At 55.3% G+C, this 15,563-nt stretch carries 17 protein-coding genes; 15 read left to right on the top strand and 2 right to left on the bottom strand.

What is annotated here, in order from left to right; genetic code table 11:
- Positions 1 to 116: 116 nt before the first annotated feature.
- From CSE01S_RS04540 to CSE01S_RS04530, 3 genes are all read left to right on the top strand, one after another.
- Positions 117 to 440 (top strand): heavy metal-binding domain-containing protein, encoded by a 324-nt coding sequence (locus CSE01S_RS04540; RefSeq protein ID WP_042284921.1) that lies wholly within the window; start codon positions 117 to 119, stop codon positions 438 to 440.
- Positions 437 to 1,267, top strand: a complete 831-nt coding sequence (locus CSE01S_RS04535) for an N-acetylmuramoyl-L-alanine amidase (RefSeq protein ID WP_042284919.1) — start codon at positions 437 to 439, stop codon at positions 1,265 to 1,267. The genes CSE01S_RS04540 and CSE01S_RS04535 overlap by 4 nt, the downstream gene beginning before the upstream one ends.
- 281 nt (positions 1,268 to 1,548) lie before the next feature.
- Positions 1,549 to 2,172: a helix-turn-helix domain-containing protein gene (locus CSE01S_RS04530; protein WP_042284916.1), complete on the top strand. Its 624-nt coding sequence runs from the start codon at positions 1,549 to 1,551 to the stop codon at positions 2,170 to 2,172.
- A 107-nt stretch (positions 2,173 to 2,279) separates the two neighbouring features.
- On the opposite strand, the gene CSE01S_RS04525 is transcribed toward CSE01S_RS04530, so the two are convergent.
- Both CSE01S_RS04525 and CSE01S_RS04520 read right to left on the bottom strand, forming a co-directional pair.
- A complete protein-coding gene (locus CSE01S_RS04525) occupies positions 2,280 to 2,852 on the bottom strand; it encodes a type II secretion system protein GspB, cryptic system variant (RefSeq protein WP_042284914.1) in 573 nt (190 codons plus the stop codon).
- Entirely contained in the window at positions 2,852 to 4,429 is a 1,578-nt protein-coding gene (locus CSE01S_RS04520) for an ExeA family protein (protein WP_042284910.1), read from the bottom strand. The genes CSE01S_RS04525 and CSE01S_RS04520 overlap by 1 nt, the downstream gene beginning before the upstream one ends.
- Positions 4,430 to 4,731: 302 nt before the next feature.
- Between CSE01S_RS04520 and gspC the strand changes: the two genes are divergently transcribed.
- From gspC to CSE01S_RS04460, 12 genes are read left to right on the top strand one after another with little or no spacing between them, the layout of a single operon-like run.
- Positions 4,732 to 5,463: a type II secretion system protein GspC gene (gene gspC / locus CSE01S_RS04515; protein WP_042286188.1), complete on the top strand. Its 732-nt coding sequence runs from the start codon at positions 4,732 to 4,734 to the stop codon at positions 5,461 to 5,463.
- Positions 5,464 to 5,476: 13 nt separating this feature from the next.
- Positions 5,477 to 7,405 carry a type II secretion system secretin GspD gene (gene gspD / locus CSE01S_RS04510; RefSeq protein ID WP_042284908.1) on the top strand — a complete coding sequence of 643 codons (1,929 nt, stop codon included), beginning with the start codon at positions 5,477 to 5,479 and terminating at the stop codon, positions 7,403 to 7,405.
- Between the two features lie 12 nt (positions 7,406 to 7,417).
- Positions 7,418 to 8,896, top strand: coding sequence for a type II secretion system ATPase GspE (gene gspE / locus CSE01S_RS04505; RefSeq protein ID WP_042284905.1), 1,479 nt, complete (start codon positions 7,418 to 7,420; stop codon positions 8,894 to 8,896).
- Complete coding sequence (gene gspF, locus CSE01S_RS04500; protein ID WP_042284902.1) at positions 8,896 to 10,104, top strand: type II secretion system inner membrane protein GspF; 1,209 nt, start codon at positions 8,896 to 8,898, stop codon at positions 10,102 to 10,104. Before gspE ends, gspF begins: the two co-directional genes overlap by 1 nt.
- 2 nt (positions 10,105 to 10,106) lie before the next feature.
- Positions 10,107 to 10,556: a type II secretion system major pseudopilin GspG gene (gspG, locus tag CSE01S_RS04495; RefSeq protein WP_042284899.1), complete on the top strand. Its 450-nt coding sequence runs from the start codon at positions 10,107 to 10,109 to the stop codon at positions 10,554 to 10,556.
- Positions 10,556 to 11,041, top strand: coding sequence for a type II secretion system minor pseudopilin GspH (gene gspH, locus CSE01S_RS04490; protein WP_042284895.1), 486 nt, complete (start codon positions 10,556 to 10,558; stop codon positions 11,039 to 11,041). The genes gspG and gspH overlap by 1 nt, the downstream gene beginning before the upstream one ends.
- On the top strand, positions 11,034 to 11,414 hold the full coding sequence (gene gspI, locus CSE01S_RS04485) for a type II secretion system minor pseudopilin GspI (protein WP_042284893.1): 381 nt from the start codon (positions 11,034 to 11,036) through the stop codon (positions 11,412 to 11,414). The genes gspH and gspI overlap by 8 nt, the downstream gene beginning before the upstream one ends.
- Positions 11,411 to 12,088: a type II secretion system protein GspJ gene (locus tag CSE01S_RS04480; protein WP_042284891.1), complete on the top strand. Its 678-nt coding sequence runs from the start codon at positions 11,411 to 11,413 to the stop codon at positions 12,086 to 12,088. Before gspI ends, CSE01S_RS04480 begins: the two co-directional genes overlap by 4 nt.
- Complete coding sequence (gene gspK, locus CSE01S_RS04475) at positions 12,085 to 13,092, top strand: type II secretion system minor pseudopilin GspK (protein ID WP_042284888.1); 1,008 nt, start codon at positions 12,085 to 12,087, stop codon at positions 13,090 to 13,092. The genes CSE01S_RS04480 and gspK overlap by 4 nt, the downstream gene beginning before the upstream one ends.
- 15 nt (positions 13,093 to 13,107) lie before the next feature.
- The gene (gene gspL, locus CSE01S_RS04470) at positions 13,108 to 14,244 is read left to right on the top strand and encodes a type II secretion system protein GspL (protein WP_042284886.1); all 1,137 of its coding nucleotides are present in this window, start codon (positions 13,108 to 13,110) and stop codon (positions 14,242 to 14,244) included.
- On the top strand, positions 14,241 to 14,726 hold the full coding sequence (locus CSE01S_RS04465) for a type II secretion system protein M (RefSeq protein ID WP_042284884.1): 486 nt from the start codon (positions 14,241 to 14,243) through the stop codon (positions 14,724 to 14,726). The genes gspL and CSE01S_RS04465 overlap by 4 nt, the downstream gene beginning before the upstream one ends.
- Positions 14,723 to 15,520, top strand: a complete 798-nt coding sequence (locus tag CSE01S_RS04460) for a prepilin peptidase (RefSeq protein WP_042284882.1) — start codon at positions 14,723 to 14,725, stop codon at positions 15,518 to 15,520. The genes CSE01S_RS04465 and CSE01S_RS04460 overlap by 4 nt, the downstream gene beginning before the upstream one ends.
- Positions 15,521 to 15,563 lie beyond the last annotated feature (43 nt).

The following is a 15,563-nucleotide window of genomic DNA, read 5'->3' as shown; positions in this document are numbered from 1 at the left end:
TTATTCAGTTATAACCTTTCAATAATAGTGTATCGGTCTGATAATGCTTTTGCGATCGTGCGCTTATGCCCCGATCCCTTATGATTTTGCCAATGGCTGAGTAAAGGAGCGTAATTATGCAGTTTTCAACCACCCCCACTCTGGAAGGACAAAGCATCGTGGAATACTGCGGTGTGGTCACGGGCGAAGCCATTTTAGGCGCAAACATCTTCCGTGATTTTTTTGCCGGTATCCGCGATATCGTTGGCGGACGTTCCGGCGCCTATGAAAAAGAGCTGCGAAAAGCGCGGGAAATCGCCTTTGAAGAGCTGGGGGATCAGGCAAAAGCGCTGGGCGCCGATGCGGTGGTCGGTATTGATATCGACTATGAAACCGTGGGCAAAGACGGCAGTATGCTGATGGTCAGCGTGAGCGGCACGGCGGTAAAAACGCGCCGATGAGAGCGTTACTGTCGCTGGCGGCCGCCGCGCTGCTGCTGACCGGCTGCGCGAGCGAAAAAGGGATTGTCGACAAAGACGGATACCAGCTCGACACGCGCCATCAGGCGCAGGCGGCTTATCCACGCATCAAGGTGCTGGTGATCCACTACACAGCGGATGACTTTGACACCTCGCTGGCGACGCTGACGGACAAAAATGTCAGCTCGCATTACCTGATCCCGTCGGCGCCACCGCGGTACCGGGGGAAGCCGCGTATCTGGCAACTGGTGCCGGAACAGGAGCTGGCCTGGCATGCAGGCGTCAGTTTCTGGCGCGGCGCGACGCGCATCAACGACACCTCAATCGGTATCGAGCTGGAAAACCGCGGCTGGCGGATGTCGGCGGGCGAGAAATACTTTGCGCCATTTCAACCGGCGCAGATACAGGCGCTGATACCGCTGGCGAAAGAGATCGTCGCCCGTTACGACATTAAGCCGCAGAACGTGGTGGCGCACGCGGATATCGCGCCGCAGCGTAAGGACGATCCTGGCCCGCTGTTTCCCTGGCAGCAGCTTGCGGAGCAAGGGATAGGCGCCTGGCCGGACCCGCAGCGAGTGGAATTTTATCTTGCCGGACGTGCGCCGCATACGCCTGTCGATCCCGCAAGCGTGCTGGACCTACTGGCGCGCTATGGTTACGAAGTCACGCCTGATATGACCGGGCGCGAGCAGCGGCGGGTGATCATGGCCTTTCAGATGCATTTCCGCCCGTCGCTATGGAATGGCGTCGCGGATGCCCAAACCCAGGCGATTGCCGAGGCGCTGTTAGAGAAATACGGGCAGGGATAGGCGCAGACTGCGCGACAGTGCCGCCCCTCCTGGTTTTTCTGATGGGATTAATCCTAAGTTAAAAGTCAATTAATCTATGATTAATTGACTTTATATTGGTCTCATTTATGATTGATTTCGTCTTCAGGATGCTTTTCAAAATATTATAAATCTATTATTTCTTCTCTTTTTTATTTCTTTTACTTGCCTTTTTGGAACCAGGAACGATTCAGTTGTTTATAAGCCGCATTTCTGCGGTGGTTAAGCACACGTATTATCAATATTCTGCGTAAGGTATAACAATGTTAAGTATATACGGTAAAAAAACACGCCCCCATACCGAAATGGGGTGCATTATTTCCGCCACTGAAGGGTATGAAGAAAGAAAACTGAAAAAATGGCAGAAAATTACTACCGATGATCCGGATTATATTCATATTATTATTAGCGGGCAGGTTGAATTTCGCCGGGTCTCGGACGAACTGTGTATGTTTACGTTGCAGGGACAGTGCATTTTTGGCCTTTCCGCGATGTTCTATCAGTCTCCCCACATGTATGGTCTGGCGCGCTCTAACACGGTTGTTCGCTCCATCAGGAAAGAGGCGTTCTTCCAGCTTTTGACCGAAAATAATTTATGGCCAGAATTGACGAAAGTCTTATCCTGGTACATTTGTCTGTTAAGCAAACGCGATGATATGCTGGTCGCCCGCAATGCGTATTCCGTCATCCGTGAGTTCCTCATTGAAATCAATGCGCTGATCACCCACCATGATTATGATATTAACGTTTATGATTATATTCAGGAATACACCAACTTTGCCCGTAGCACGATCATCAAAATACTCTCTGATCTGAAAAAAGGTAATTATATTGTTATAGAAAAGGGACGCTTAATTACAATGAAAGCGTTGCCTGAAAAATACTAATATCCTCCCTGGAGTCTCCCTTCATGAAACGGAAGTGGAGGCTTTTTTAGTCCTTCTGCACTGTAAATCATTCATCATATCAATCATCAGGCGTCGTCAGGCAGCGGTTAGCCCCGGGCATTTTGGGGGGGCTGCGGCATCCTGCGCGTTTTCTGCATGGCGTCATAGTCGTTCAGCGTCTCATCCTCAGGGGGAGGCGGTACCTTTCCCTGCTGATAGTCCGCTTTTTGTTCCTGTAGCGCTTGCAGGAAGCGTTCCTGCAAGGACGACGTCTGGTTTTCTGTGCCCGGCAGCGCCACAGCGGATAATTCGCCCTCAGGCGCCTGCCGCCAGTCGTCATCGGCTTGCCACAACGTATCGTCCTGAACAGGAGGACGTGCCTGCGCCGCCGGAAGTGGTTCAGGTTTTGGCGGTGGGAACGGCTTCGAAACGTACACATAATGCATATCAGACGGGTGTACGTCGGGGTTAACCACCTTCACTGGCTTTGGCGGCGGCGCAGGGTGTCTGCACTGCCAGTAAATATGCGCATACAGTCCGGCAACGACAAAAGCGAACAGCGTCATGAGCCAGAACAGGGTCTGAAAGACTTTTTTCCGGATAGTGGGCAGGCGGTAGGAAAAATAGACCGCCTCGCCGGTCGCAAAGCTGCGTTGAGCAGCAAGACAAATGGTGGACATTATTGCGGCTTCCCTTGCGTTTTCGCTGGCGGCTTTATCGTTGCGGTTTGCGTCACGACGCCTGGCGTACTGTTGGCGGCACGCATCAGCTGCATCAGCGTCTCTTCGCCAACGATGCCGTCAACGTGCAGTCCCGTTTTCCCCTGAAATTCGCGGGTACGTCTGGCGAGATCGGCAGTCCAGCCCTGCGCGTGGGTGACGGGCTCGTGCAGCAACTGACTCAGTTCCTGATCCAGCCAGTTCAAATCCGTTTTGCCGCTGGCGGCGGTGATTTCATCTTTCCCCTGCGGCGTTAAGCGGTGCAGCAGGGTGTAATTGCCGGTGGCATGCTGATTAAACCAGCGTTTGCTCACCTGCCAGGTACGGTTGTTGACCAGCAGATCGAGAGTGTCTTTTTCTACCCGCGCCACGACGGCATAGTTCAGGTGATCGCCGGTTTTGAGCTCGCCGATCCACGGATATCCCGCTTTCTCCAGCGCCGCCAGCGACGCATTTCCCTGCCGGCACATCAGGTTTACCCGTCCGGCGTTCTGGCACAACGCATCGTTTGCCGAGGCGTCATATCCCCACATGGTGTACAGCTGATGCATGGCATCCGGCAGATTCACCACGTCGCGTTCAATCGTCGGTTCCCGGGGGCCGTCTGTCTTCGGTTGCGTTTTATGCCAGGCGACAGGCACCGGCAGGGGGACGGGAAGATGCGCCGTCAGCGCGGAAGAGAAATACCCGGCGCAGCAGGCGAACGCCACCGAGGCCAGCAGACCCATGGCGGCGAACCGGCGACCGCGCGGCCTGGCGGGAATGATTTCGCCTGCGGCTAAACGTAAATGACGCGGTGAAACGGTGGCCGCGCGTTCGGTCCAGGCCGCGAGCATCGCCAGGTGCGCCAGCTTGTTCAACTGGCTCACCTGGCCTCTGGTCAGCGCGTGCATCCGTCGCACACGGGCGGGCGTCAACGGCGACGTCTCTGCCTGATGCGCTTCGGTCTGCGCCTCGACGTAGGCATGGAATTCGCCGCAGGTTAGCGGGCGCAGCGTATGGCAGGTATGAACCCGTGAACGCAGCCCGGAGTGGTTGAGCAGGCGTGACTCTTGCTCGGGGCTGCCGGTCAGCAGAATGTTCAGCGGAAAGCCGGACTCTTCGGCACGCACCAGCAGCATCGCCAGCACGTCCCAGCAGTTGTCCTTGATCGCTTCCGCCGTGGAGATCATCAGCAGCTTGCCTTTCGGGCGTCGCGAAGGCGATTCTTCCTGCCAGAGACGCAGCACAGCATCCACGGCGTGTAATTTATTCTTGCTCGTTTGCGTGGCCGGATTGAGCTTGTACAGCAGGGTATTGCCGCTCAGCTTCGGAAAGGCGTTGAGGGTTTGTGCGCACGGGTGCTGTTCGCGCAAATTTTCAATGAACGCACTGAGCAATTCCGGCTCGGCGGAAAACAGGCCCATCATGCCCGGAGTCTTTATTTTCGCCAGCAACAGACCAAAAATATCCTGGAGATACGGAATTAAAAACATCCCCGGACGTCGGGTCACGCTGCCATACGGCTGGCTGGTAAATTTAAAATGGTTCAGATACATGATGACTCACGGCGCACTTGGCTTTCAAAAACGTTGGCGAAAAAATAAAGGAAGGGCGATGGCTGAGCAAACTCTGTACAGGAGAAAATGAACCTCATTTTTTTCGGGTTAGCATCAACCTAAAAAAGCGTCAACGATTTTTTCCTGTAAAGTTGCTGATATTGCAGATGGTCGCTGTTCAATCTTCTCAGTAGTATTCATATCACATATTGGCGCAGCCCGATGCTGCGAAATTCAGTGTTATTTAAGGCAGTTGAAGAATGAGGATGCAACTTTATTCCAGACTGATTGCACCCTGCGTGATGTTTCTCTTGCTAATATTTAGCGGGCATCAGGGGTATGTCGTCTATAAAGATTATAGAAAAGTTACGAATAAGTTAGATGCCGCCAAAAATAAAGTGCGGAATACGCGTGACACAGAAAAGGAATTTGCCCTGTTTCAGCCTGCCGTCTGGCAAGCGAATTCTCCCGTGGCAGTAAAAACCCCGTTGTCCGCAGAAATTGAGGGCATCGTCAGTAGCGATGAAAAATGGCTCTCTTTTGCCGTTATCAAAACACCGGCAGGACAAAAAAGTTATCGCGAAGGTGAAACGCTGGTGGGCTTTAATGATGCGTACCTTGAGGAAATTAACAATGATAATGTGGTGGTTAATTACGAAGGTACTACGCAAGTACTGGCGCTAAAAAAGCCGGACTACTTTAAAGGCGGCGTAGAGAGCGGACCGGTGGCAAAACCTACCGCGGACGCAGGCGCGGAAAGCCTGCATCTTAACGATCGGTTGGTGTTGAAACCGCATATTGAAAAAGGTCAGCTGGAAGGCTACGAAATTAATCCCCGCGACGCCTCGCCCTTTTTTCACGACATGGGGCTAAAAAAGGGCGATGTGGTTGTAAGAGTTAATTCTGTTGATATGACTCAGGCCGCACAGGCCAAAAGTATTATCGCCAACTGGTCAACGATGAAACAGGCGGCAATAGTGGTGAAACGGAATACGCACCTGGAAAATATTCAGGTTAATGTTTTAAATAATTAACAAGTGAACGATCATGAAGAAATTTCCCTGGGCGTGTGTGACGCTGACAACCCTGGCTTTATACTCCGGGTCGCTATTTGCTGCGAATTTTAGCGCCAGTTTTAAAAACACCGATATCCGTGAGTTTATCGATACGGTAGGTCGTAATCTGAATAAAACGATTCTTGTCGATCCTTCCGTACAGGGAAATGTATCGGTCCGTACGTATAACGTATTAACGGAAGAAGAATACTATCAGTTCTTTCTTAGCGTCCTGGACCTGTATGGCCTTTCCGTTATTCCGATGGATAACGGCATGATAAAAGTGGTGCGGTCTGCGGTGGCAAGAACCGCAGGCGCGCCGATTGCCGACAGCCAAAATCCGGGCAAAGGCGATGAAATAATTACCCGCGTGGTGCGTATGGAAAACGTGCCGGTACGCGAACTGGCGCCGCTGCTTCGCCAGCTTAATGACGCCACCGGGATCGGCAACGTGGTGCATTTCGAACCCTCTAACGTGCTGCTGCTGACCGGCAAAGCTTCGGTAGTGAACCGGCTGGTGGATCTGGTGCAGCGCGTGGATCGTTCCGGCGTGCAGCGCCGCGAAATCGTTCCGCTGCACTATGCTTCCGCCAAAGAACTTTCGGACATGTTGAATAACCTCAACAACGAAGAACAAAAAGGGCAGAACGCGCCGCAGCTGGCTACCAAAGTGGTCTCTGATGATGAAACCAACAGCCTGGTGATCAGCGGCAGCGAAGAGGCGCGCACGCGTACGCGCGCGCTGATCGCCCAGTTGGATCGCGAGCAAAGTAACGAAGGCAATACCCGCGTCTTTTATCTCAAATATGCTAACGCCGCGAAGGTGGTGCCTGTGCTCACCGGCATTGGCGAGCAGTTGAAGGACAAGCCGGGGGCCACGAAAAGTAAAACGGCCACCGCCAATAACGAACTGAACATTACCGCCGACGAGTCCACCAACTCGCTGGTGATTACCGCCCAGCCTAACGTAATGAACTCGCTGGAAAAAGTGATCGACAAGCTGGACATCCGCCGTCCGCAGGTGCTGGTGGAAGCGATCATCGCCGAAGTGCAGGATGGCGCGGGAACCGATCTCGGCGTGCAGTGGACAGGGAAACACGGCGGGGTACAGTTTGGCGCAACCGGCCTGCCAATCAGTCAAATTAAAGACGGCAGTATGAAAGGGGTGAGCTTCACCGGGATGGCGACCGGCTTCTTCAACGGCGACTTTGGCGCGCTGATGACCGCGCTGTCCACCAACGGCAAAAACGACATTCTGTCCACGCCAAGCGTGGTGACGCTGGATAACAAAGAAGCGTCATTTAACGTTGGACAGGACGTGCCGGTGCTGTCGGGATCGCAGACCACCACGGGCGACAACGTGTTTAACACCGTTGAGCGTAAAACCGTCGGTACCAAACTCAAGATCCTGCCGCAGATTAACGACGGCGACATGATTCACATGAAGATTGAGCAAGAAGTCTCCAGTGTGGATGCCAGCTCTACCGAGGATTCTTCGTTAGGCCCAACGTTTAATACCCGCACTATCAATAACGAAGTGATGGTGCACAGCGGACAAACAGTGGTACTGGGCGGCCTTATTGAGAACGTCACCAAGCAGAACGTTTCGAAGGTGCCGCTGCTGGGCGACATTCCGCTGGTTGGACAACTGTTCCGCTATACCTCCCAGGATACCTCTAAGCGTAACCTGATGGTGTTTATCCATACCACCGTGTTGCGCGACGACGACAACTACAGCGCGGCGTCGAAAGAGAAATACGACCAGGTTCGCGCCCGTCAGCTGCAGCGTATGGAAGAGAAAAAACTGGGTATTCTGGAGCCGGGCGACAACGCCGTTTTACCCGCGTTTCCGACTCCCGACGCCGCGCCAGTGAAAACCCGCGCCACGCCGTCCACCTCCCGCAACCCGTTTAAAGAATAAGGCGGAGGCGGCATGGACGAACTCAGCAAACAGTTATGCAGCAGCAGCTTCGCCAAAGATAACGGCGTGCTGATCCATAACAATACAGTGTATATCCGTGATAACGCGCCTGCGTTTGCGTTGCTGGAAATGCGGCGGGCGCTGGGCCATGCCTTCACCCCAACGGTGGTGACGGCAGAGGCGTTCGACGAAATGCTGGCGAAAATCTGGCAACAGAACAGCGGCGTGTCGCAGCAGTTGGTTGATGATATGGACGCGGATATCGATCTGATGGCGCTCACCGAGGAGATCCCGGACAACGAAGATCTGCTTGATAATGACGAAAATTCACCGGTGATCCGTCTGATCAACGCCATTCTTGGTGAAGCGGTGAAAGACGGCGCGTCGGATATCCATATCGAAACCTTCGAACGCACATTGAGCATCCGGTTTCGCGTCGACGGCGTCCTGCGCCCGGTGTTACAGCCCGCGCGCAAGCTGGCGCCGCTGCTGGTGTCACGTATCAAAGTCATGTCAAAGCTCGATATCGCCGAGAAACGTCTGCCGCAGGATGGCCGTATCTCTTTGCGGATCGGACGTAAAGCGGTGGATGTGCGTGTTTCCACCATTCCATCGCAGTACGGCGAGCGCGTGGTGATGCGTTTGCTGGACAAAAGCAATCTTAAGCCGGATATCAACAAACTCGGGCTGATCGAGGAGGAACTGGTCAGGCTGAAAGGGCTGATCGCGCGTCCGCACGGCATTATCCTGGTCACCGGGCCGACGGGGTCCGGTAAAAGCACCACGTTGTACGCCATTTTGTCGGCGCTCAACGGTCATGAACGCAACATTCTGACCGTCGAAGACCCGATCGAATACGAGCTGGAAGGGGTAGGGCAGACCCAGGTCAACCCGCGCGTGGACATGACCTTTGCCCGCGGCCTGCGCGCAATCCTGCGTCAGGATCCGGATGTGGTGATGATCGGGGAAATTCGTGACGGCGAAACCGCGCAGATCGCGGTGCAGGCGTCGCTGACCGGTCATCTGGTCATGTCTACGCTGCACACCAACAGCGCGGCGGGGGCGATTACCCGTTTGCGCGATATGGGGCTGGAGTCGTTTTTAATTGGTTCATCGCTTCTTGGCGTCATTGCCCAGCGTCTGGTTCGCCGGTTGTGCCCCCACTGTCGGCAAAGCAGTCCGCTGGAAGACAATGAAAAAGCGCTGTTCACGTTTATGGAAAAACCACCGAAGGCGATTTATCGCGCAGTGGGCTGTGAGCAGTGCCGCCAGAGCGGTTACCAGGGACGCGCCGGGATCCATGAATTTCTGGTGGTCGACAGCGCCATGCGTCGCGCTATCCACGAAGACCAGGATGAAATGTCCATCGAGACGCAGATGTTTAAAGAGGCCTGGAGTCTGCGCGAGAACGGTCTGCTGAAGGTGATTTCCGGCGTCACATCGCTGGAAGAGGTGATGCGCGTCACCGCCGAGCGCGGAGGAGACGAATAATGGCATGGTATGCCTGGACCGCCACCGACGCCGCCGGGAAAACCCGGCGCGGCACGCTGCAGGCCGACGGACCGAAACAGGTTCGCCAGACCCTGCGTGAGCAAAAGCTGATGCCGGTGACCATCGCCGTTACCCGCGAACAGGCCGCCGGGAAAAGCGTCCGAAAAGGGGTGAAACTCGCCACGCCGGTGCTGTCGATGTTTACCCGCCAACTGTCGACGCTGGTGAACGCCGCGCTACCGCTGGAAAGCGCGTTGAAGGCGATTGCCAGACAGACGGAAGACAAAAAGCTGGCGGCGATGGTCACTGACATCCGCGAAAAGGTGGTGGAAGGGCACACCTTGTTCGACGCGTTTAGCCAGTATTCCCGCACCTTTGACAAGCTTTACTGCACCCTGGTGATGGCGGGCGAAAAAACCGGCCATCTGGGTGATGTGCTGGAAAAGCTGGCGGAGTACAACGAACAACGACAAAAAATGAAAAGCAAGTTGTCGCAGGCGATGGTGTATCCGATCACCCTGACGGTGGTGGCGATTGCGGTCATCTCCATACTGCTGGTGGCGGTAGTGCCGCAGGTGATCGAACAGTTTGTCCACATGAAACAGCAATTGCCGATCACCACCCGCACGCTGATCGCGGTGAGCGACTTTTTGCAGGCTTACGGCATGGTGATCGGCGGCGGCTTGGTGGGCGGGGGTGTCGGTTTTAAGGCCTGGCTTAAAAAAGAGAGCAACCGCTTTGTTTATCACCGCTGGCTGGTGAACGGCTCGCCGTTGAAAAAACTGGTCTGCGCCATTAACAGCGCCCGCTACATCCGCACGCTGAGCATCCTTCAGGCCAGCAGCGTACCGCTGCTGGAAGGGATGTATATCGCGATGGACGGGATTGAAAACCTGTATGCCCGGCAGGCGCTGGAGCAGGCGGCGGACACGGTTCGCCAGGGCGCGTCGTTATATAACGCGCTGGAACAGGCGAAATTATTTCCGCCAACCATGTTGTACATGATCGCCTCCGGCGAAGAGAGCGGCGAACTCGGCGGATTAATGGATCGGGCAGCGGAAAACCAGGAATCTGCATTACAACATCGAATTACATTAACGCTGTCGGTATTTGAACCGGCACTGGTGGTGACAATGGCGACAGTGGTTTTATTTATCGTGCTGTCAATATTACAGCCGCTTCTTCAGCTCAATAATATGGTGGGTTAATTATGTCTGTAAAAAGAAAAAGCCTGACGCGTCAGGCCGGGTTTACTTTGCTCGAATTAATGGTGGTGATCGTCATCCTTGGGGTTCTGGCAAGCATGGTGGTGCCAAACCTGATGGGAAATAAAGAGAAAGCCGATACCCAGAAGGCGACCAGCGACATTGTGGCGCTGGAGGGATCGCTGGATATGTACAAGCTGGATAACCACCGTTATCCCACCAGCGAACAGGGCCTGCAGGCACTGGTGACGAAGCCGGAAATCGCGCCAATTCCGAACGGCTATCGTACTGACGGTTATATTCGTCGCCTGCCGCAGGATCCGTGGGGCAATGATTATATTCTCGTCAGTCCGGGCGAGCACGGCGCGGTAGATATCTTTTCGCCGGGGCCGGATGCCGAAGCGAACACTGCCGATGATATTACGAACTGGTCGTTAGATAACAAAGATAAGTGATGAAAAAACAGCGTGGGTTTACATTGCTGGAAATTATTCTGGCGCTGGTGATATTTGCCAGCTGCGCCATGATGGTCGTGTCGACGATTCCATCGCGCAGTGGTGCGGATATATTTGGCCAGCAAATGAAATCTCTCGTTGAATACGGTTCCGACCGCGCGGTAATGGACGGCACTATTATCGGGCTGGTCATAACGCCATCGGAATATCAACTTGTCGCCCCGGCCGAAAAAAATGGCGAACGGCGCTGGGAACCGCTCACCGCCGGGCGTATTTACACTCACGGCCAGTTTCCGGAAACGATGCATATCTCCCTTTCGCCACAGCGTCTGGCGGCGACGGTAACGTCCGAACCGCAGGTGATATTTTTACCCGACGGGGAGATGTCCCGCTTTCGCCTGACCCTGCAAAGTGACGATAAACAGCACCATTTTAGCGTGGTGTCGCAGGGCGCCTCGCCGGTGTCGGTAGAGAATAATGACTAAACGTAGGATGAAAGAGCAGGGGATGACGCTACTGGAAGTCATGGTGGCGTTAGTTATTTTCTCCACCGCGGCGCTGGCGCTTATGAATTCCGTTTCGCTGAACGTGCGCTTTACCCACGGCCTGGCGGACACGCTGCAGGCCAGTTGGGTGGCGGAAAATCAACTGGCCGAAGCGCAGCTGGAAAAGCGCCCGTTTCCTGATGCCGCTGAAAAAGGCGACGAAACGATGGGCGGACGCACCTGGACCTGGCAGATCCAGCGGGTGAAAAAAGACAACAAGGTGTTTGCCAACGACATTGCGGTTTATGCCGAAGGCGACGAAAGCCAGCCGGTGATCGTCCTGAGCATCATCCCGCCGGAGGACACGCCATGAGTAAGCGACTCCCGCGTCAGCAGGGCTTTACCCTGCTGGAGATCATGATTGCCCTGACCATTTTCGCGGTGATCAGCATCCTGGCATGGCAAATACTCGACGGCGCGATGCGCACCACGACGGCAACGGACACCGCGGCGACGAAGCTCAACCAGCTACAGCGCGCCTATAACCTGCTGGAGCGCGATTTCTTCCAGCTTCAGGCGCGCGCGCCGCGCAATGAACCGGAGGTGTTTCGACAGGATGGGAACGCCGTTGAACTCAGTACCCTGAGCGCCTTGAGCGGCGATGTCCGGCTGGAGCGCGTGCGCTGGCGGCTTGAGGAGCACCGCCTGTGGCGCGACGTCTGGCCGGCGATCGACAGCCCTTCCAGCGTCAAACCGGAAGAGGTGCCCATTTTAAACGACGTGAAAGAGATGCGCTGGCGCTTCTGGCGTCAGGATTGGCAGGACGCCTGGACGGACGCCGCTCACCAGCCAGACGGCGTGGAGCTGACGCTGACGCTGACAAACGGCGAAACCTGGCGCTGGGTGTTTCTCACCCCCGGGGAGATGCCGGAAATTCAGTTAGCGAAAAAGCCGGAAGCGCCAGCGGACGTCGCGTCGCCGCCAACCTCGCCCGCAGCGGAGGCCGCGACGCCTGCCGCCGCCGTACCGACCGGAGAGGCAAAATGAAAACAGACAAACAGCGCGGCGTCGCGCTGCTGGTGGTGCTGATCCTGTTGGTCATGATGTCCGCGCTGGCGGCAAAAATCAGCCAGCAGTTCTGTCGCAATTTGCAGAAAACGCGATATCAGGTGAGCCAGCAGCAGTTGCGCTGGGCGATGCAACGCCAGGATGAGGTGATTAAAGATCGTCTGCAAACCCTCACCAGCGGTGAAAGCAAAGGGCTTTCACCAGAGGGCGAATGGCGCGAGCCGCTGGAAACCCAAGGGGAATACTACACGGTGGTCAGCCAGATTGAGGACGCCCGGCGCTGCTTCAATGTCAACAGCCTGCTGGCGGAAGAAAAAGCGACGACGGCCACAGATGCCGCCGCGTTGCCGACGAAACCGGTAAAAGAGCAAATTATTGAACAACTGCTGGCCGACAGTGGTGTCAGCACTGTGACCGCAGAAGAGGTGTATCAACAACTGATGGATTACCTCGACGGTGACAGTATCACGGCGAAAGAGGGGCAGGAGAACGATGCGTGGGCCGGCGCGCTGCCGGAGCGGCTTCCTGCGAACCAGATGATGCGTACTATCGGTGAGATCACACAGCTGCCGGCGTTTCCGCCAGCGGCCTGGCCCAAAGCCAGCACCCTGCTGTGCGCCCTGCCGGACGCCGATGGCACGGTCGATGTGAACACCCTTAAGCCTGAGCAGGCAACGCTATTGTCGGCGCTGTTCCTCGGAAAACTGAGTGAAGATGACGCGTCGCGCTTGCTTGCTTCCCGTCCGCAAGAGGGGTGGGAGTCGGTCGAGGCTTTCAGCAAGGAATTAGAAACAAACTACCCGCAGAGCAAAGAAGTTCTGACCCAGGTTCAGGAATTTATCGCGGTGAACAGCAACGATTTCCGGGTTAACAGCACCGGGAATACCGATGATTTAACGCTGCGCGTTGTCAGCCAACTGCACGTTGATAAGGAAGCCGGGAAGGTTACGACCTGGCAACGCCGCTACCGAATAATGGAATAAGAAGAGTCATAGTCAATGAAACAGGTACTTTTTATTCGTCCCGACGCGAATGAGGACGGGAAAATTGCGTGGTGTATTTCCGGCCAGCAGCAGGTGAACGTTCTGGATAATCGCGCCGCCTTAAGCACGCTGGCAGACAGTCCGCTGGCAACGCGCGTCTGCCTGCTGTTGCCCGCCAGCGAACTGGTCTTTCGCCAGTTTACACTGCCAAAAAAAGGGCTTTCCATCCAGTCGGCGCCGTTCTCGTGGCTGGCGGAAGAAACGCTGATTGGCGATGTGGACACGTTGCACTGGACGGTACTGCGCAAAAAAGGCCGTGAGGTGGACGCGGTGGCGATTGACGCAGAATGTTTGCGCTTCTGGCTTTCGCTTTGTGAAAAAGCGGGGCTGAACGTGATTCAGGTTCTGCCGGATGCCATTTTACTGCCCGTCAGCGAAGGCGGCGCGACCCTGGTTTCCTGCGGCGACAGCTGGTGGCTGCGCGCCGCGCCGTTTAGCGCCTGTGAGGCAGATGCCGCCCTGATGCCGTTTTTGACCCGCGATCTCGATGGCGACATTTGCTGCTACGGCGACGTCCCGTCCGGCGTCGTCATTACTGAACAGCGGGCGTGGCAGCATCCTCTGACGCTGATTCAGCCGCAGTGGAAAACCTGCCGCGCCAATATGTTGCACGGTCCCTTTTTAGCCTCCGGCACGCACGGCTTCCGGCATGGGAAAGCGATGCTGGCCGCCGCCGTGGCGCTTTCCGTGGGGCTGATGATTGGCCCGCGGATCGCCATGGCCTGGATGCTGGTGCAACAGGAAAACCAGGCGCAGGAAGAGATCGTTCAGGTGGCGCAACACTATTTCCCCAGCCTGCGCCAGCAGACCAACATTAAGTATCATTTTGGTCAGAATCTCAAAAAACAGCCGAAAGGGGTCTTTTTACAACTTGACGCCCTGGCGCAAATTAAAAAAAACGTGCCCGCCGTGGAATTAAGCCAACTGGAATATAACGAGGCGCAAAATCAGCTTACCCTGAGCCTGTCGTCACCGGACCCGCAGGCGATCCAGTCATTTGTGAACCAGGCCCGCGGCAGTTTTGATTTTACCCTGCAACCCGTCTCCACCCAGGCGCCCTTTACGGCGATAGTCACCGGGAAATATAAATGAAAGAGCGTATTGCCCAACTGAAAGCGCGTTACCAGAATTACAGTCCGCGCGAGCGTAACCTGTTTACGCTGTGCGCCGCGGCGCTGTGCTGTGCCGCGGTCTATTACGGCGGCATCATCCCGCTGGACACTATGATTAAAAACAGCGAATCGACATTATTACGGCAAAAAGAGACTCTGCGCTGGATGCGCGAAGAGATCGATAAAAATCATTTGCAGGCGAAGGTATTAAAAACCAGCAATCCGCGCCAGGTGATCGAAGAGAGCGCGAAAGAGATCCATTTGCCGCTGACGGATATTCGCCAGCATGAGCAGTCTCTCGAACTTGTTGTTGAGAAGGTGAACGTTGTTGAACTGAAAAACTGGCTGCGTGAACTGAATCTTTCCTCAGGCGTGCGTCTGGAAAAAATGGCGTTAATGCCGGTCGACCGCGCCAGCAGCGTCAAGGCGACGCTGGTACTGAGCTGGAAAAAAGCCGCATGAATGCCCTGACCGCCTTCAGAGAGGGCTATCCGCTGGGGTTTTGCGTTATGAGCGGCGTGTTCGGCAGTATCATCGGCAGCTTTTTGGGCGTGGTGGTCGAGCGCCTTCCGCCGATGCTGCTGGAGGAAGAAGACGCAGGGAATTTGCTGTTTCCCGCCTCGCACTGTCCGGCATGCGGACATGTGTTGGCCTGGTGGGAAAATATTCCTCTGTTGAGCTGGTGCTGTCTGCGGGGACGCTGCAGCCACTGCCGGGTCGCTATCCCGCTTCGTCTGTTAATGGTCGAATGCCTCAGCGCGCTCTTCTTTGCGCTGACCGCCGCTTTCGCGCCTTCGTTGCCTGCGCTGATCGCGCTGTGGATCTTGTGGACCGGCCTGTTGCCGCTCACCTTCATCGACGCCCGTTATCTTCTGCTACCGGACTCTTTAACCCAGCCTCTGTTGTGGGCCGGGTTGTTGTTCCACGCCTGTGTTCATACGCTACCGTTAACCGACGCCCTCTATGGCGCGATAGCCGGTTATCTGTCGTTGTGGCTGGTGTATTGGGGATGCCGCCTGTTGACCGGGCGCGAGGGACTGGGTCAGGGGGATGGTAAACTGTTTGCCGCGCTGGGGGCCTGGTGCGGCTGGCAACCGTTGCCGTACATTCTGCTGCTTGCCGCGCTCACTGGCATCGTTATCTATGTGTTGTTATATAAATCCACTGGCAACGACCGACAAATTCCTTTTGGCCCCGCCCTTTCATTGGCGGGAGTAATTATTTTTATTATTCAATCCTGGCAATTCACATTCTAAGTGCCGCTGCAAGTATTTTTTCATCTATTTTCGCCGAGGGAAT

Source organism: Citrobacter sedlakii NBRC 105722, from assembly GCF_000759835.1.
GTDB lineage: Bacteria > Pseudomonadota > Gammaproteobacteria > Enterobacterales > Enterobacteriaceae > Citrobacter_A > Citrobacter_A sedlakii.
Note: the sequence above shows the minus strand (reverse complement) of the source record. Positions and strands in the feature narration are given on the sequence as shown.